Here is a 16,710-nt window from a genome sequence, read left to right on the forward strand (position 1 = left end):
GGACCGTGTGATGGATCGTCTCGACCGCAAAATCCTCCGTATCCTCCAGGAAGACTCGACGCTTGCCGTCGCCGATCTCGCCAAGAAGGTGGGGCTGTCGACCACGCCGTGCTGGCGCCGGATCCAGAGGATGGAAGAGGAGGGCGTGATCCGTCGCCGGGTTGCCTTGCTCGACCCGGTGAAGGTGAACACCAAGGTCACCGTTTTCGTCTCAATTCGTACGGCGAGCCATTCAATCGAGTGGCTGAAGCGCTTCTCCGAAGTGGTGGTGGATTTTCCTGAAGTGGTCGAGTTCTACCGCATGAGCGGCGACGTGGACTATCTGCTGCGCGTCGTCGTGCCGGATATCGCCGCCTATGACGCCTTCTACAAGCGGCTGATCGCCAAGATCGAGATCCGCGACGTTTCCTCCGCCTTTGCCATGGAGCAGATCAAGTACACGACCGAACTGCCGCTCGACTACATGGTGATCGACAACCAGAAGGCGGGCGAGGACTGATCTATTTCAGTCGGGCGAGGATCTTCTCGCTCGTCAGCTCGCGCACCGCATCCTTGCCGATCCAGCGTGCGGTCGGATCGCTGCTGGCAGAGAGCTTCTCCGCCAGAGATAGCGCCGGCCCGTGGCAGGAGCGGCTGCGCTTGCCGATGTTGCGCAGTGCCCAGTTGACCGCCTTCCTGACGAAGTTGCGCGGGTCTTCTGCGTGGCGCTCGATCAGCGGCAGGTAGGCGAGCATACTGTCGTCCGGTTCCTGCTTGTTATGCACGGTGGCGCCGGCGATCATGGAGAAGGCGGTGCGCCGGACGAATTCACGGTCGTCTTCAGCGAAGTCGTTCACGAGGTCGCGCCAGAAGGAGGTTTGGGTAAAGAGGTCGGCTGCGGTGTCGACAATCTCCCAGGAGTTGAAGTCTCCGGCCCAGCGGCGTGCCTCATCCTTTGTCAGCTGCTTCGGATCGGCCGTCAGGATGGCCGCCATGCGTGCGTCCCTGAGGCCGGTCGCCCACAGATCGAGCGCCCGCTGATGATCGCGCTTCACCTGGCGCGCGATCGTCTTCATCTGCGGGTTTGTGATGCCATATGCCGTCGTGGTGTCGATGCCGAAGCGGCTCATGCCGGCAATGTTGTCTTCGTTGCGCAGCGTCTTCAGATGCGCAACGATGTCTTCGGCAGATGATGACGGTGTCAGCGTCATTTTTCCAGGCGGGCCAGCAGCGAGGACGTGTCCCAGCGATTGCCGCCCATGCCCTGCACGTCGCCATAGAACTGGTCCACGAGGGCGGTGACCGGCAGCTTGGCGCCGTTGCGACGGGCTTCCGCCAGCACGATACCGAGATCCTTGCGCATCCAGTCGACCGCGAAGCCGAAGTCGTACTTGCCCTCATTCATCGTCTTGTGGCGGTTCTCCATTTGCCAGGAGCCAGCGGCGCCCTTGGAGATGACTTCGACAACCTTTTCAATGTCCAGGCCGGCTTTCTTGCCAAAATGAATCCCCTCCGACAGGCCCTGCACGAGGCCGGCGATGCAGATTTGGTTGATCATCTTGGTGAGCTGTCCGGCGCCGGCCGGTCCCATCAGCCCTACCATGCGGGCATAAGTTTCGATGACGGGTTTTGCGCGCTCAAATACTGGCTCGTCGCCGCCGCACATCACGGTGAGTACTCCGTTCTCGGCGCCGGCCTGGCCGCCGGAGACGGGGGCGTCGATGAAGTCGATGCCCTTTGCCTTCGCCGCTTCATGGAGTTCGCGGGCGACTTCGGCGCTGGCGGTGGTGTTGTCGATGAGCACACTCCCGGCCTTCATGCCGGCCAGCGCGCCCGTCTCCCCAAGCGTCACGGAGCGGAGATCGTCGTCATTGCCGACGCAGGTGAAGACGAAGTCGGCATCGCGGGCGGCCTCCGCAGGGGTTGCGGCCGATGCGCCGCCGAACTTCTTCACCCATTCCTCGGCTTTTGCCGCTGTACGGTTGTAGACGGTGACGTCGTGGCCGCCTTTCTGCGCCAGGTGTCCCGCCATCGGGAACCCCATGACGCCCAGCCCGATGAACGCTACCTTTGCCATGTCGCTTCCTCCTCGTTTTTCTGTTGCTGATGACCTAGCGGAAAGCTGATGCCGTCTCAATGGCGTCAGAACGGCTTGACGATGGCCAGCAGGACGACGACGACCACGGAGACCAGCACGATCGGCATGCCGAGGCGCACGAAGGCCGGCGGATCGAGATGCGGATCGGCTTCCATACGGCGCAGCCAGGCGCTCTGCATGCCGTGCAGCGCAGACAGCATGACCACGATCAGGAACTTGAAGCCGAACCAGCCGGTCGTGTACCAGCCGTACCAGACGGCGAGGATGATGCCGAAGAGCCAGGCGCCGCCGAGTGCCGTTGTGGTGACCCGGCGATCATAAGACCTCAGGGCGGAGATGACGCCGGTGCGGATGGTCGGCGGGACCATGGCGATGACGAAGGCGTTTATCAGCATGCCTCCGACCCAGACGATGTCGGAGATTATGTGCAAGGACTTCAGGACGAAATATAGCATTCTCAACTCCAGATGAGGGCTTCGGTGAAGCCCAGTTCGGCAAAGTCGGCGCGGCGCAGCGCCTGCTCCGACGGATCGGCGGGAAAGAATTCGTCGAGTTGCGGAGGCTTGACGCTCGTGCCCGACAGCATGGCGTGCACCTGACCGCGATGGTGGATCTGGTGCTGGAAAAGATGCATCAGCACCCGGTCATTCCGCTCGACCTGCACATGGGTTTCCCGAGGGATGCGTACTTCGGCCGCGAGCATGTCACGGTCGAGCAGCCGACAGTGGTCGATGAGACGGCGGTCTGCGGCATGCTGCTCGCGCTCCAGATCGACGATGCGCGGGAAGGGGATCTCCGGCTCGAAGGCCGCACGGCCCATGCAGTTGCCCTCGAGCGCGCTGATGTAGAGCCAGTCCACCGTCAGGATGTGGTTCAGCGTGTGGATGATGGAAGGAAAGAAGCCGGTGCGGGGTGCTGGAAGCTCGGCCTGCGGCAGTTGGCGGCAGGCGTTCAGCAGTCGGTGATTGGCCCAGGCGCTGTTATAGGCCTGGGCAAGAAGATAGCGCTGCGGCGTCATCGGGAGCCCTCCTGACGGAGAGCCTAGCCTTTGTATTTCGCGATGACCAGATGGCCTGGGCTCGGTTGCCCGTCCTGCATGCGCACGTTGATCTCCGTGATCTCCAAGAGTTCGAAACCGGTCTCGGTGAGGCGACTGCGGATATAGGTTTCCGAATGCAGGAAGCGCTGGTGCGGGCCGACGATGTAGCTGCGACCATCGTCCGCGGCCAAGGTTTCCGAGGAGAAGAGGAAGATCCCGCCGGGCACCATGTTCTCCGCTACCCCGAAAAACAGCGGCTCCAATGCGCCGAGATAGGGCAACACGTCGGTCGCGGTGATGAGGTCGAACGCCTCGTCGTCGTTGTCTTCGAGGAAGTCCTCGACCTCCGCGACATAGAGGGTCTCGTAGAGATCCTTTTCGTGGGCGATCTCCACCATGTTTTCGGAAATGTCGATGCCGGTGATGTCGTCGACCATGTCGCGCATGGTGCCGCCGGTAAGGCCTGTGCCGCAGCCGAGGTCCAGCATGCGCTTGAACGGGCCGAGCTTCAGGTCCTGCAGGCGCTGGCGCACCATGACGGGAACGGCATAGCCCAGCTGCTCGACGAGGATGTCCTCGAAGCTTTCCGCATGCTGATCGAAGAGGGTTTCCACATAGGCGTCCGGCGCCTTGGGCGGAGTTTCCCCTCGGCCGAGAGCGGCGATGCGCACGGCGGCGCCGCCATGGTCCTCCGGATCGATCTCCAGCACTTCGTGGTAAGCGGCAACGGCTGCGTCAACGTCGCCGGACTTTTCCAGCGCCAGGGCGCGGTCGTAAGCCTCGGCCAGTGCTTCCTCGTCGATCTTCTTCATCGGGCTACTCCGTTCCTGCGAGCGCTTTAGGCGCGTGGCGGGCATTTGGCAACGCCGCGGCATGGAACGGGCGAAGGTTCAATGCCGTTGAAGATGCACAATCGGCGTGCCTTGAGGCGCGCGGGAGGATCTCTATGTCCGCCACTCCGCAGCAGACAGCACTGGAGGAGAACATCGAGCGGCGCGCGCCGTCGCTGCCGATCACCTCGGCCGAAAAGGCCAACATGATCATCCACTACTATCGTGGCGAAATGGGGCGGATGACGAGCTGGCGCGATCGCATCGACCGGACGACGAACTGGGCCATCACCGTTGTTGCCGCATTGCTTTCCGTTTCACTATCGACGCCGACATCGCACCACGGCGTGGTGCTGTTCGGGATGCTGCTCGTCTCGCTGCTGCTCCTGATCGAGGCGCGACGCTACCGGTTCTTCGACGTCTACCGGGCGCGCGTGCGCAAGGTGGAGCGGCATTATTTTGCGCAGGCGCTCTATCCGCAGGCGGAACTGAAGCCGGACTGGGCGGAAGCGATTGCCAAGAGCTTGCGTAACCCCTGCTTCCTGATCAACTACCGGGAGGCGCTGTTCCGGCGCATCCGGCGGAACTATTGCTGGATGTACCTCATCCTGCTGATCGCCTGGGCGCTCAAGATCTCGACGCCGAAACTCCTGCCGGACGAGCGGAGCGCCGATGTCGTCTTTTCCTGGCGAGAGGCGGTGGAGAATGCGACATTCGGCCCGCTTCCCGGGTGGAGCGTGCTAGCGGGCGTTCTGGCACTCTACGCCTTCATCTTCTACGCCTCGATGCACCGGGCCTCTGACGAGGGCGAACTGGCGCATGGCGACGTGCATGTCTGACCGGCTCTAGTGCAGAATGAACTCGCCATTCAGCGCGCGCCATTCGCCGGCCGAGATCATCCTGCGGTGGACATAGCGGACGGAGTGCAGCGGCCCGTCCAGCTTCTCCTGCCAGAACTTCAGGAAGCCCTTCATCTCCGGGAAGTCCGGCGCCAGGTCGTATTCCTGCCAGACATAACTTTGCAGGACGACCGGATGGCCGGGGAGGCGATAGAAGATCTGGGCCGTGGTCAGCCCATAGCCTTTCAGCATCATTTCGATGTCGTTGGTCATATTCGTTCCCGCACTTGTACTTGTTGGCGACGCAGTTGCGTCATCCACAGGAGAACATCGCGCAGTTAACGAAATCTTAGAAGGCGAGCCTCTACAAGCTCTGCCCCCCTCACGTTCGGTGAGCGGTGTCAGCGATTCAAATGCCGGGTGAGGCGAGCTTCGAGCAGGCTCCAGACCTGGCGTAGCGTCTCGACGATCAGGAGATAGAGGATCGCGGCCCAGAGGTAGGTCTGGTAGTCGTAGGTCTGCGAAAAAGCGCGCCGCGTCTGTCCCATCAGGTCGTAGACGGTCACGATCGCGACGACGGCCGAACCCTTGATCATCAGGATGATTTCGTTGCCGTAGGGCCGCAGGGCGACGATCAGCGCCTGGGGCAGGACGATCTTGCGGAAGGTGACAGCCTTGGAGATGCCGAGTGCGGCCGCCCCCTCACGCTGTCCGCGCGGAACGCTCTCGATGGCGCCGCGCAGGATTTCCGCCTGGTAGGCGGCGGTGTTCAGCGTCAGCGAAAAGAGCCCGCAATACCAGGCCTCGCGAAAGAACCACCAGAGGCCGACCGTCTCCAGTTGCGGCCGAAAGCTGCCGAGGCCGTAGTAGATGAGGAAGAGCTGCGCCAGAAGGGGCGTGCTGCGAAAGACATAGACGTAGGAATAGGCAATCGTGTTCAAAAGGCGATTGGACGACATGCGGGCAAACGCGATCGGCAGGGAAAGCAGGGCGCCGAAGACAATCGACAGCCCCACGATGGAAAGCGTGGTCCACAGCCCGTCGAGGTAGCGCGGGGCGTAACGCTGGAACTTGGCATAATCCCAGCCCTCGATCATCATCAGAACGAGCGCGGCAGCAAGCAGCAGCCAAAGCGCGAGTATGCCGATGCCGAGCGCGCGGGAGGCGGGGTGCCGCCTTTCGGCACCAGCCGGTGCCGGGCGCGGGGGAATGAGGTCCTGAACGGCGCTCATCTGACAGTCTCCGACCGCTTGGCCCAGCGCTCGACAAAGCCGAGGCCGAAGGAAGAGATCATCGCCAGGACGAGGTAGAGCAGGCAGGCGATCCCGTAGAAGAAGAAGGCTTCCTTCGTCACGCGTGCGGCAACTCCCGTTTGCCGCACGATGTCCGCCAGACCGATGACCGAGACGTAGGAAGTGTCCTTTAGCAGGATCAGCCAGAGATTGGTGAGGCCGGGCAGAGCGATGCGCACGAGCTGCGGCAGGATGATCAGCGTCATGGTGCGCGTGCGGCTGAGGCCCAGCGCATCACCGGCTTCGTATTGGCCGCGCGGAATGGCACGGAATGCCGACAGCAGGACTTCTGATGCATAGGACGAGAAGACGACGGCAAGTGCCACCAGGCCAGCCAGGAACGCGTTGATCTCTATGCCTCCATCGTAGCCGACGGTTGAAAGGATGGACTGGATACCGAGCTGTGCGCCGTAATAGACGATGAAGAGGGTGAGCAGTTCGGGAAGGCCACGAAAGATCGTCGTGTAGATGCCGACCGCCGTCCGCAGGAGCTTGTCCTGCGATTGTGCGGCGAGCGCAATGAGGAAGCCGAGCAGCAGACCGACGGGCAGCGTCGCGAGCGCCAGCGTGATTGTCACCTTGACCCCGAAGGCAATCTCGTCGCCCCAGCCGGCGTCGCCACAGGCGACCAGGCTGTTCTGGCCGAAAAGCGAGAAGATGCCGACCGGACCGCAGAGCGGATCGAGGGCCGTGGTGAGGGCGGAGAGCCATCCGCTCATCAGACTGTTTTCCCCTGGCGGCTTGGCCGCCTGTTATCGTTCGTCCGTTTAAAAGAGAAAATCGGCGGGAGGGCAACCCTCCCGCCGATCTGATAACGCGCAATCCTGCGATTACTCGCCGCCGTAGACGTCGAAGTCGAAGTACTGGTCGTTGATTTCCTTGTAGGTGCCGTTTTCGCGGATGGCGGCAATTGCATTGGTGAAGCGATCAGCGAGATCGGTTTCGCCCTTGCGCACCGCGATGCCTGCGCCCTGGCCGTTGATCTCTTCGTCAACCGGCAGCGCACCGAGCACCTTACAGCAGGCGCCGGCATCGGACTTCACCCACTCGGAGAGGACGACTATATCGTCGATCACGGCATCGATACGGCCGTTCTCGAGGTCGAGCTTGTATTCGTCAGCCGTTGGATAAAGTTTCAGGTCCGACTCTGACATGTGCTTCTCGGCATAGTTCGAATGGGTGGTCGACCCCTGGGCGCCGAGCGCCTTGCCGGCAAGCGCTTCCGGCGTGGCTTCGGTGATGTTGGAATCCTTCGGCACGGCGATTGCCGGCGGGGTGTTGTAGTACTTCTTAGAGAAGTCGACCTGCTCCAGGCGTTCCGGGGTGATCGACATGGAGGCGATGATAGCGTCGAACTTCTTTGCCTGGAGCGCCGGAATGATGCCGTCCCAGTCGTTGGTGACGAATTCGCACTCGACCTTCATCTGCTCGCAGAGCGCCTTGGCGATGTCGATGTCGAAGCCGGTCAGGGTGCCGTCAGCCTCGAGGCTGTTGAAGGGCGGGTAGGCGCCTTCGGTGCCGATGACGATCTTTTCCTGAGCCGAGACAGAACCGGCAAACAGGGCGACCGCAGCAATCGAGGCGGCGGCGAAAAACTTGGTGGCAATACGCATGATGATCCTCTCTGTTGGCTGCCAGCGCGGCTGTTGATCTTGTCTTCTCCACGCGCGTGGCGGGTTCGGAGCAGGCTCCGACCGTGCCTTTTTTTAGATACCGGGGCGGCTGAAATTGCAACGGCATTTTACGTGCACGGCGGTTATCGGATGAGCGGAGCCGAGGCGGTTTCCCTGCGTTCACACAAGGTTCAGCCGCCATCACGCAGTCTGTTTGGAACAAATGCGGCAGCGTGCCGTTGAGCCGCCGCGCTGCCTGCGCCGACGTCCGGACAACAAGGACGCGTGAAGAAGGGACGACATCCCAAGTCGAGGAGATATCGATGTCAACGAGATTCAGACTGTTCGCCAGTGTCGCTGCGCCGCTTGTGTCGCTGCCGCTGATCGTTCAGCCAGCGATTGCCATGCCGCCGAAGGCCATGGTCCAGAGCGCCGGCGAAGGCGACGTCATCCGTGTTCAGGAACAACTGATCCTGCCGCCGGGTGCAGCTCCGGAGGGCGAACAGCCGCCGGCCGAGGAAGCGCCTGCGGAAGAGCCGCCGGCCGAGGAAGCGCCCGCAGAGCCAGCGCCTGAACCTGCTCCGGAAGCGCAGCAGGAGGCACCAGCCGAGGTGCAGCCGGAAGCGCCAGCACCCGAGCCGGAAGCGGCGCCGGAGCCAGAAGCTGCTCCTGAACCGGAGGCTGCCCCTGAGCCAGAAGCGGCCCCTGAAGCGCCGGCGGAAGAAGCACCAGCCGAAGAAGTCCCGGCTGAGGAAGCCCCGGCTGAGGAAGCTCCTGCAGCTGAAGAGCCGGCTGCTGAACAGGCACCCGCAGAGGAAGCTCCTGCCGAAGAGGCGCCTGCCGCAGAAGCTCCTGCCGAAGAGGCTCCCGCTCCGGAAGAACAGGCTCCTGCTGCGAGCGAAGAGCAGCCTGCCGAAGAGGCTGCGCCGAGCGAGGAAACACCTCCGGCTGCCGACGCGACCGAACAGCCTGCAGAACCGGCCACGGGTGAAGAAGCTCCCGCAGCGGATGCACCGGCCACAGAGGCGCCGGCTGCTGAAACCGAAGGCGCCACCGAAGCCGCACCCGCCGAGGGCACGACTGACGGTGCTGCCGAAGCCCCGGCCGACGCTGCCATCCAAGACGGTACTGCAGCAGGAATGGACGCGCCAGCACTGGCCGAAGAGCCTGCAGTGGCGACCACGCCGGAAGAAGTGGAGCGTGCGCGCGTGATCGCCGAGGATCCGAGTGCTGCTCAGGAAGGCGAGACTGCCGTGCTGCCTGTTGAGAATGGTGCCGCCATCCTCGATAGCCAGAAGGAAGCCGCACCGGCAAGCACCACGACTACAACGACAACAACCACCACGATGACCGAGGGACAGGCTCCTGCTCCGGCGCAAGCCGCGGCTCCTGCCACTCCGCCGACGTCCGATGCCGAAGCCCAGGCTCCGCTACAGGAAAGGGGCCGCGTCGAACTGCGCGCCGCAACCGCGGAAGAAGGACAGCGGATCGACGGACGTCCGGATTACCGCCGCCTGGACGGCTGGGACTATCGGGACGGCGACCGACGTGACCGCCGCGACGATGATGGCGATACCCGCATCATCATCTCGATCGGCGACCGCGCCTTCGTGCGGGGCGACGATACCCGCCGCTTCTACCGCGATGGTGGCGACGTCTACTACGAACGGCTGCCAGGCGACCGCTATCGCGAAGTGGTAGAACGTCCAGGTGGCGTACAGGTCGTAACCATCCGCAACAGCGCCGGTGTTGTCATTCAGCGTTCGCGCATCGTGGATGGTGAGGAGTATGTCCTGTACTACGCACCTGAGCTTTATGACGACGAGGATTATGTCTGGCGTGATCCGGGCCGCGAGCTGCCGCCGATGCGGCTGACCGTTCCGCTCGACGACTACATCATCGACACGTCAACGGATCCGGATCGCGACTATTACGAGTTCCTGCAACTGCCGCCTGTTGAACGGGTGGAGCGCGTTTATTCGTTGGATGAGGTCCGTTACTCGGCTCGTATCCGCGATAAGGCCCGCCGCATCGATCTCGACACGATCACGTTTGCGACCGGCAGCGCCGAGATCCCGATGAACCAGGCAAAGTCGCTGCGAAAGGTGGCCGAGGCGATGAACAAGATCCTCGAGCAGAACCCTGCAGAGACCTTCCTGATCGAGGGCCATACCGACGCCGTGGGTTCGGACGAGAGCAACCTTGTTCTCTCTGACGAGCGTGCGGAATCGGTGGCCGTGGTCCTGACGGAGGCCTTCGGCATTCCGCCGGAAAACCTCGCGACCCAGGGTTATGGCGAGCGGTACTTGAAGATCAAGACCGAGGGTGCCGAGCAGGAGAACCGCCGCGTCACCATCCGTCGGATCACGCCGCTGGTGAAGCCAGTCGCGTCCAACCAGTAACCGCCCTCAGACGTGAAAACACAGGCCGCCGGAGCGATCGGGCGGCCTTCGTCATTTGGGCGCGAGCTTCGTCAGCAACGCGATGAAATCCGCGATGGCGACTGTGTCGTCCAAGTCGAAGACCGGGAGGGCGGTATCCGTCATCGGATGGTCTGCTGCGATTGCCATGATATGCGGGTCGGAGGGCGCAAGCGGCTCCCGCTTGCTCGCCTCAAGCCGCCTTGCCTCAATCTTCGGCACCGGCTCGCGCTTGTAGCCCTCGATCAGCACGAGGTCGCACGGGGCAAGGCGGGCAAGGATTTCTTCGAATGGCGGCTCCGGCTCCTCACGCAGTTCATGCATGATGGCGAAGCGGGTGCCGGAGACCAGTGCCACTTCGTGCGCGCCGGCCTGCCGGTGGCGGTAGCTGTCGGCGCCAACCTTGTCGATGTCGAAGTCGTGGTGGGCGTGCTTGATCGTCGAGATGCGGTAGCCGCGGCGGGTGAATTCCTTGACCAGCCGCACGGCAAGACCAGTCTTGCCGGAATTCTTCCAGCCGGCGATGCCGAACACGCGAGGTGAGGTCATCGCATGGCCTCCAGATAACGCCGTGCTGCCTCAAGATTGTCGGGCGTGTTGAGGTTGATGAAGGGGTCCAGCGGTCCGACCGGTGTCTCGACGCTCTGCCAATGCACGGCGACGGTTGGGTGGCGGGCCAGGAAGGCGGAGAGACGACGGTTGTCAGGCTCGGTGAGCCAGGTTTCGAGATCGTCCGCGGCAGACACCGGCCAGAGCCCGAAGACGGGATGGGTGCGTCCCTCCGAACTCGCAACCGCAATGATGTCGGGTGCCGATGCCGCGGCCTGAAGGCGTGCGGCGAGATCATCGGGGAAGAAGGGGGCATCCGATGGCACCGTCAGGAGATGGCTCGTCCCCGGCTGCCTGGCTGCTATATCATGGAGGCCCGCCAGCACACCACCAAGGGGCCCGGGCTGGCCGGGCAGCGTGTCAGGAACACGCCGGAAGGCCGGTGGCAGAGGCATCGAGGAGGGTGCATTGACCGCGACTTCGGACACCTGCGGCGCCAGTCGCTGCGCAATGTGTGACAGGAGCGTGCCGCTGCCGAAGGGCAGCAGGAGCTTGTCGGAGCCCATCCGGCTTGACCGGCCGCCGGCGAGGACGAGGGCAGGGGGAGGAACCTCTGTCACCTCAGGTTCTCCTGCGCCAACTCGCCTTCGCGGCGGTCGATCAAACGGACGTACTCCGTCGCGAGAAGCGCGAGGAGGGCGGTGACGGTCATCACCACCAGCAAGGGCAGGGTCCCGCCGTCGGCGTGCAGTACCGCGCCTGCAACGACCGATAGTGCCGCGCCTCCACCCAGCATGATCGCGCCGCCGAGACCGGAGGCAGAGCCGGCGAGATGCGGTCGCACGCTTACCATGCCGGCATTGGCGCTAGGCAGCGTCAGCCCGTTGCCGACGCCGATCAGCGAAAGAGGCCCGAAGAAGGCGAGGGGATGTGCGGCGTCAAGGACGGAGAGCAGAAAGGCTAGCGCCAGGCCGATGACGTTGACGATGTTGCCGGACACCATCATCGGGCCAATGCCAAAGCGGCGGGCATAGCGGCCGGAGAGGTAATTGCCAAGCATGTAGCCGGCGGCCATGCCGAAGAAGTACAGCCCAAGCGCAGCCGGCGATAGCTGAAAGAGAACAGTGCCGACGAAGGGTGCGCCACCCAGGAAGCTGAAGAAGACGCCGGACGAGAATGTGGCCGTCAGCGTGTAGCCCCAGAACCGGCGGGATGTCAGCAACTGCGGCCAGCTGCGGAACTGGGCGCCAAAACTCGCCGACTGCGCCGTGTTTGTCTCGCCTAGGTCCCGCCATACGAGAGCTAGGACGAGGAGACCGGAGATCAGGAGGGCGAAGAAGCTGGCCTGCCAGCCGAACAGGTCGTTCAATAGACCGCCAAGCGTCGGCGCGATCATTGGAACGACCGACATGCCCATGGTGACGTACCCGATCATGGAGGCGGCCTCGTCCATAGGCACCATGTCGCGGACGATGGCGCGCGACAGGACGATTCCGGCGACCACACCGGTCTGGATCATGCGGCCGGCCATGAAGACGGCGATGTTGGGGGCAAAGGCGCAGATCAGCGTTCCGAGGAGCAGCAGCACGATCCCGCCGATCATGACCGGGCGCCGGCCGAAGATGTCCGACAGCGGGCCGATAGCGATCTGGATCGCAGCGGTGCCGGCGAGATAGCCGGAGACGGCGAACTGCATCACCGCGTAGCTCGTGCCGAAGTGGTCGGCCATCGCGGCAAGAGAAGGCAGGAAGATGTTCATCGACATGGCTGCAAGCCCGGCCGCAAGCACGAGTGTCGCGATATGCGGCGGCGTCCCGCGGTCGAGGAAGCGGCGCGTGCCGGCAGACTGCTCTCTTCCGTTAAGCGTCGTCATTCCGTCACCGGACGGACCGGGCCGGCCTCTGCGGCAATGCGGCGCCGGCGCTGGCTTTCGCGGTAGAAGCTGTAAAGGCCGGAGCCGATGATGATGGCGGCGCCGAGGAAGACGAAGACGTCCGGACGTTCGCCGAAGAAGAGGACACCGATGATCAGGCCCCAGATCAAACCGGTGTAGCGGAAGGGCGCGACGAAGGAGATCTCGCCGGTGCGCATCGACATGATCACCGCCTGGTAGCCGGAGAAGACGAGCAGGGCCGCGATGACCAGCGGCAGGAGGGTCGCGAGCTCCATCGGCTGCCACCCGCCCATTGGGACGATCAGGATTGCGCCGACGACGGTGTTGGCGGCGGCGGTGAAGAGGGTGATGGTGAGCGAGGGGACGTCGGCCACGATCCGGCGAGTGACGAGGTCGCGGCCCGAGGTGAAGAAGACGGCCGCCAGAAGCAGGAGGGATGCTGGGGCAAATCCATCAGCTGTGGGTCTCAGGATGATCAGCACGCCGAGGAAGCCGACGATGATGGCGGTCCAGCGCCGCCAACCCACAGGTTCTTGCAGAAACAGCGCCGCCCCGAGCGTCACCGCCAGCGGCAGCGATTGCATGATCGAGGACACGTTGGCGAAGTCAATGCGGCCGAGCGCGCTGATGAAGGTGAGCGTCGCGCCGATTTCGAAGAAGGTGCGCAGCAGAATGAGCGGCTGCATGACGACGCGCAGCGGACGCAGTGCCCCGAGGTGGCGGGCGACGAAGAACACCAGCACCGTTGTCATGATGCCGCGCACGGTGATGATCTGCGCGACGCTGAGCGAAGAGGTGACGGATTTTACCAGGGCATCGTTGCAGGTGAAGGAGGCCATGGCGAGCGACATGAAAAGCGCGCCGCGGGAATTGTCGGAGGATGCCATGCGTGATTCCTTGCCACTGCAGCGGAACCTTCTACTCCAATGCCGGAGATGCGGCCAGACCAGTTGCGGCGTGCCGGGTACGTTTGGCGAGCGCAGCGGGTTATGACTGTTCAAAATCTCGGCAGGTCATTTCGCAGCTGCGAAATTAACCGATGTTCAACGGATATGACTGACTGTGCGGGCGATCCGGCATGACGCAGGAGTCTCCACCCGGCCCCTTGCAGATGTTTGGCAAGCTCGGCGGACGTCATACCGGAGCCCGCATGTCCTTCATCGACAGTCTTCTCCAGAGCCGCCGGATCGTCACCAAGGTTCTGCTTTTCGTCGTTCCTCTCGTGCTGCTGATCGCCGGCGTCGGACTGGCCGGCTACTATACGGCGAACATGCTGAACGGCCACATGACGGTCACCCGTGCAACGATCGAGAACATCGCCGACTTCGACAATCTGCAGTCGGCGCTGCAGGATTTCGCAGAGCGGCCTGACGACGCGACCCTCGCTGCGCTGCAGGAGGGAATCAACCGGCAGGAGAAGGGGGTGGACGTGCTGGAGGACCTGCTCGCAACCGACGAGGACCGCGAGCGGATCGAGCCGGTGACGAAGCTTGCTGCTGCCATGCGCGAGCGGACGGAGGCGCTGTGGGCGATCAAGCAGCAGCGGGACGAAAACCGGGCGGAGATCGCAACACAACTGGCGGCCGTGAAGGACCTTTCTGCGGCCATCGACCAACGTCTCGGCAACCTGCGCAAGAAGTTCGAGGGGCAGGAGCGATTCGCCAAGAGCGCGCTGTTTGAATCGTTCGCCTACAAGACTATCGCCGAGCGGATCGAGACTCTGCGCAATGCCGTGCGCAACGCGAACTCCGACGAGGGCACCGTCAAGGCTGCGGAGGTTCAGGCCAAGGCACTGCTGGACGGATTTGAGTCGATCAAGTCTGTTGTCAGCGAGAAGATCATAGACGCGATGAACCCGATCCGTGAGGCTGCAGACGGACTGCTGGCCGTCGTTGCGAGCGACGCCGTTGATGCAGACAAGGCGCAGTCGCTCAGGATCGCGGCCAGCGGCTTCATGCGCTTCCAGAGCGAGTTGCAGCAGAACGTGCTGAAGAAGTCCGGCGACGCAGCCGAGCGCTTTGCAACGCTTGAAGGCGATGTCACCATGCTGAAGAACCTGCTGGCGCAGGTGGAAACATCGTTGACGCTCAGTGATGCGCTGCAGCTTCACATGGAGCGGCTGCGCGGACAGCTGACGGATGACGCGCGCCAGGTTGTGCTGGACGACATTTCCGCGCTGCGCGCATCGAGCACGAAGGTTTCGGAGCTCGGCAACACCAACGGTGCGATGAGCGCCTTTGCGGGCGAACTTGAGGTTCCGCTGGCCGCATTAGAGCAGGCTTCGGCCGACATGCTGGCCATTGAAACAGCCTGGAACGAGGCCCGCGCGGCTGCGTCTCAGACACTTTCCGCCGGTATGGCAGGGCTGCAGGCATTCATCGCGCAGGCTCAGGAAGTGGGCAAGGAAGACAGCGAGCGGTCGGCCAACCTTTCAGTCATCGCCATGGTCGTCGGGACGTTGCTGGCGATCGCCGGCGGACTGATGCTGGTCGAGACGCTGCGCGGCCCGCTGCGTCGTGTGACCGACGTCATGAAGCGGCTGGCCGAAGGCGACCTTGACGTCAGCATCGAAGGGCGCGAGCGTGGCGATGAGATCGGCGACATGGTGCGTTCGGTGACGGTCTTCCGCGATGCAGCCCTGGAGAACATCCGGCTCGAGCAGCAGGCCGCCACGGCCCGCGACCAATCCAACGCCGAGGCCGCACGTCGGGCAGAGGAGCGTGCACGGATCGCCGCGGAGCAGCATGTGGCCCTGACGGCGCTCGCCGATGCGCTGACACAGCTTGCCGATGGCGACCTGCAGCGGACGATGAGCGAAAACCTCGCGAGCGACTTCGTGCCGATGGCAAAGACCTACAACACCGCTGTGGAGGCGCTGCGGGCGACGCTCGCCGATGTGCGGGCGACCACGGAAGAGATCAACGGCGGTACCGGCAACCTCGCGGCTTCAGCCGACGACCTGGCGCGGCGGACCGAACAGCAGGCGGCGGCACTGGAGCAGAGTTCGCGAGCGCTGCGCCATCTGAGCGACCTCGTTCGCTCCACGGCCACGAGCGCACAGCAGACGGCGGCGTCTGTGAACGAAACCGAGGAGTTTGCGGTACGCTCGGGTGAGGTGGTGTCGCGTGCCGTGGGAGCCATGGGCGAGATCAGCCGCTCGTCGGAAAAGATTGCCACCATCATCGGCGTGATCGACGAGATCGCCTTCCAGACGAACCTTCTGGCGCTCAATGCGGGTGTGGAAGCGGCGCGCGCCGGAGAAGCCGGTCGCGGCTTTGCTGTGGTTGCGCAGGAAGTTCGGGAGCTGGCGCAGCGCTGCGCCGGTGCGGCGCGCGAGATCAAGGAGTTGATCTCCGCAAGCTCGACGCAGGTCAGCAACGGCGTTCATCTGGTCGAGCAGACCGGCGAGGCGCTCAACCAGATCATCACGCATGTGACCGACGTGCGCAAATTGGTGGCGGCAATCTCGTCTGCAACGAGCGAGCAGTCGACCGGCATCAATGAGGTGACGCATGCGGTTCACGAGGTGGAGCTGATCACGCAACAGAACGCTGCGATGGTCGAGGAGAACAACGCCGAGATCCACGGGCTGCGCAGGCGGGTGGAGACCCTTGCCGACAAAATCGAGCGGTTCAAGACAGGTGAGGAGCATTCCGGCTATTCGACCCACGCTGGGCGAGCGGCCTGAGGCTCACACCTCGTTCGCTCAGGCCGCCGCGGGTTCAGGGGCGCGTCGGTCGGGCGCCGCAGGACCAGCCGCTGCGGGTTCGATCTTGAAGACGTCATCGCCAACAAAGACGATGAGATAGCCGCCTGACGCTTCCGCCTCGGCCGCCATGTGCGCAAGGGCTCCGGCATACGGGGCTCGCCGCCAGGCATCGGGGAAATCCGGATCGACCAGCACGGTCGTCTGTGGCCCCTGCTCGTAAATCATCATGTGGGCCAGCGTCGGATCCCATTCCGGACCGAGGGTGGAAGACTTCATCCAGCTGCAGAGGAAATCGCGGCAAAGCTCTGGCCTATCCGCGTAAATGGTGCAGCCTTCCGACGCAACGCAGTGCCTGCACCAGGTGTTGGCCGGCTTTTCAAGGGCGTCGATATCGGGAAGCCGGCAGCACAGGGTGCAGGTGCCGCACTGGCGGCCTCCGGGGCTGGGA

Annotated in this window: 18 protein-coding genes; 4 read left to right on the forward strand and 14 right to left on the reverse strand. The window is 63.5% G+C overall.

Features of this window, described 5'->3' with window-relative positions:
• Nucleotides 1-10 precede the first annotated feature (10 nt).
• Nucleotides 11-499: an Lrp/AsnC family transcriptional regulator gene (locus MUU54_RS04565; RefSeq protein WP_247243005.1), complete on the forward strand. Its 489-nt coding sequence runs from the start codon at nucleotides 11-13 to the stop codon at nucleotides 497-499.
• A 1-nt stretch (nucleotide 500) separates the two neighbouring features.
• Here the strand turns inward: MUU54_RS04565 and MUU54_RS04570 are convergent, their stop codons facing one another.
• The 5 genes from MUU54_RS04570 to MUU54_RS04590 are packed head-to-tail and all read right to left on the reverse strand — an operon-like array spanning nucleotide 501 to nucleotide 3,928.
• Nucleotides 501-1,190 (reverse strand): DNA alkylation repair protein, encoded by a 690-nt coding sequence (locus tag MUU54_RS04570; protein ID WP_247242854.1) that lies wholly within the window; start codon nucleotides 1,188-1,190, stop codon nucleotides 501-503.
• On the reverse strand, nucleotides 1,187-2,116 hold the full coding sequence (locus MUU54_RS04575; RefSeq protein ID WP_281433214.1) for an NAD(P)-dependent oxidoreductase: 930 nt from the start codon (nucleotides 2,114-2,116) through the stop codon (nucleotides 1,187-1,189). The genes MUU54_RS04570 and MUU54_RS04575 overlap by 4 nt, the downstream gene beginning before the upstream one ends.
• Before the next feature lie 5 nt (nucleotides 2,117-2,121).
• Entirely contained in the window at nucleotides 2,122-2,532 is a 411-nt protein-coding gene (locus MUU54_RS04580) for a CopD family protein (protein WP_247242856.1), read from the reverse strand.
• 2 nt (nucleotides 2,533-2,534) lie between these two features.
• Nucleotides 2,535-3,095 (reverse strand): DinB family protein, encoded by a 561-nt coding sequence (locus tag MUU54_RS04585; RefSeq protein WP_247242857.1) that lies wholly within the window; start codon nucleotides 3,093-3,095, stop codon nucleotides 2,535-2,537.
• Between the two features lie 23 nt (nucleotides 3,096-3,118).
• Nucleotides 3,119-3,928: a class I SAM-dependent DNA methyltransferase gene (locus MUU54_RS04590; RefSeq protein WP_247242858.1), complete on the reverse strand. Its 810-nt coding sequence runs from the start codon at nucleotides 3,926-3,928 to the stop codon at nucleotides 3,119-3,121.
• 134 nt (nucleotides 3,929-4,062) lie between these two features.
• Between MUU54_RS04590 and MUU54_RS04595 the strand changes: the two genes are divergently transcribed.
• Nucleotides 4,063-4,785, forward strand: a complete 723-nt coding sequence (locus MUU54_RS04595) for a DUF2270 domain-containing protein (RefSeq protein WP_247242859.1) — start codon at nucleotides 4,063-4,065, stop codon at nucleotides 4,783-4,785.
• Nucleotides 4,786-4,791: 6 nt separating this feature from the next.
• Here the strand turns inward: MUU54_RS04595 and MUU54_RS04600 are convergent, their stop codons facing one another.
• From MUU54_RS04600 to MUU54_RS04615, 4 genes are all read right to left on the reverse strand, one after another.
• Nucleotides 4,792-5,058, reverse strand: coding sequence for an usg protein (locus tag MUU54_RS04600; protein WP_247242860.1), 267 nt, complete (start codon nucleotides 5,056-5,058; stop codon nucleotides 4,792-4,794).
• Between the two features lie 128 nt (nucleotides 5,059-5,186).
• A complete protein-coding gene (locus MUU54_RS04605; protein ID WP_247242861.1) occupies nucleotides 5,187-6,017 on the reverse strand; it encodes an ABC transporter permease in 831 nt (276 codons plus the stop codon).
• Nucleotides 6,014-6,796 (reverse strand): ABC transporter permease, encoded by a 783-nt coding sequence (locus MUU54_RS04610; RefSeq protein WP_247242862.1) that lies wholly within the window; start codon nucleotides 6,794-6,796, stop codon nucleotides 6,014-6,016. Before MUU54_RS04610 ends, MUU54_RS04605 begins: the two co-directional genes overlap by 4 nt.
• A 111-nt stretch (nucleotides 6,797-6,907) precedes the next feature.
• Nucleotides 6,908-7,690: an ABC transporter substrate-binding protein gene (locus MUU54_RS04615; protein WP_247242863.1), complete on the reverse strand. Its 783-nt coding sequence runs from the start codon at nucleotides 7,688-7,690 to the stop codon at nucleotides 6,908-6,910.
• 323 nt (nucleotides 7,691-8,013) lie between these two features.
• Here MUU54_RS04615 and MUU54_RS04620 point away from each other — a divergent pair, with 323 nt between their 5' ends.
• Nucleotides 8,014-10,092 carry an OmpA family protein gene (locus MUU54_RS04620; protein ID WP_247242864.1) on the forward strand — a complete coding sequence of 693 codons (2,079 nt, stop codon included), beginning with the start codon at nucleotides 8,014-8,016 and terminating at the stop codon, nucleotides 10,090-10,092.
• 51 nt (nucleotides 10,093-10,143) lie between these two features.
• Here the strand turns inward: MUU54_RS04620 and mobB are convergent, their stop codons facing one another.
• From mobB to MUU54_RS04640, 4 genes are read right to left on the reverse strand one after another with little or no spacing between them, the layout of a single operon-like run.
• Entirely contained in the window at nucleotides 10,144-10,659 is a 516-nt protein-coding gene (gene mobB, locus MUU54_RS04625; protein WP_247242865.1) for a molybdopterin-guanine dinucleotide biosynthesis protein B, read from the reverse strand.
• Nucleotides 10,656-11,279, reverse strand: coding sequence for a molybdenum cofactor guanylyltransferase MobA (gene mobA, locus MUU54_RS04630; RefSeq protein ID WP_312038801.1), 624 nt, complete (start codon nucleotides 11,277-11,279; stop codon nucleotides 10,656-10,658). The genes mobB and mobA overlap by 4 nt, the downstream gene beginning before the upstream one ends.
• A complete protein-coding gene (locus MUU54_RS04635; protein WP_247242866.1) occupies nucleotides 11,276-12,532 on the reverse strand; it encodes a multidrug effflux MFS transporter in 1,257 nt (418 codons plus the stop codon). Before MUU54_RS04635 ends, mobA begins: the two co-directional genes overlap by 4 nt.
• Nucleotides 12,529-13,440: a DMT family transporter gene (locus MUU54_RS04640; RefSeq protein ID WP_247242867.1), complete on the reverse strand. Its 912-nt coding sequence runs from the start codon at nucleotides 13,438-13,440 to the stop codon at nucleotides 12,529-12,531. The genes MUU54_RS04635 and MUU54_RS04640 overlap by 4 nt, the downstream gene beginning before the upstream one ends.
• Before the next feature lie 263 nt (nucleotides 13,441-13,703).
• Here MUU54_RS04640 and MUU54_RS04645 point away from each other — a divergent pair, with 263 nt between their 5' ends.
• Nucleotides 13,704-16,241, forward strand: a complete 2,538-nt coding sequence (locus MUU54_RS04645) for a methyl-accepting chemotaxis protein (protein WP_247243007.1) — start codon at nucleotides 13,704-13,706, stop codon at nucleotides 16,239-16,241.
• Between the two features lie 18 nt (nucleotides 16,242-16,259).
• Here MUU54_RS04645 and MUU54_RS04650 read toward each other — a convergent pair whose 3' ends face one another.
• On the reverse strand, nucleotides 16,260-16,538 hold the full coding sequence (locus MUU54_RS04650) for a hypothetical protein (protein WP_247242868.1): 279 nt from the start codon (nucleotides 16,536-16,538) through the stop codon (nucleotides 16,260-16,262).
• Nucleotides 16,539-16,710: the final 172 nt, after the last annotated feature.

Source organism: Pseudorhizobium tarimense (assembly GCF_022968135.1).
Classification (GTDB): Bacteria; Pseudomonadota; Alphaproteobacteria; order Rhizobiales; family Rhizobiaceae; genus Neorhizobium; species Neorhizobium tarimense.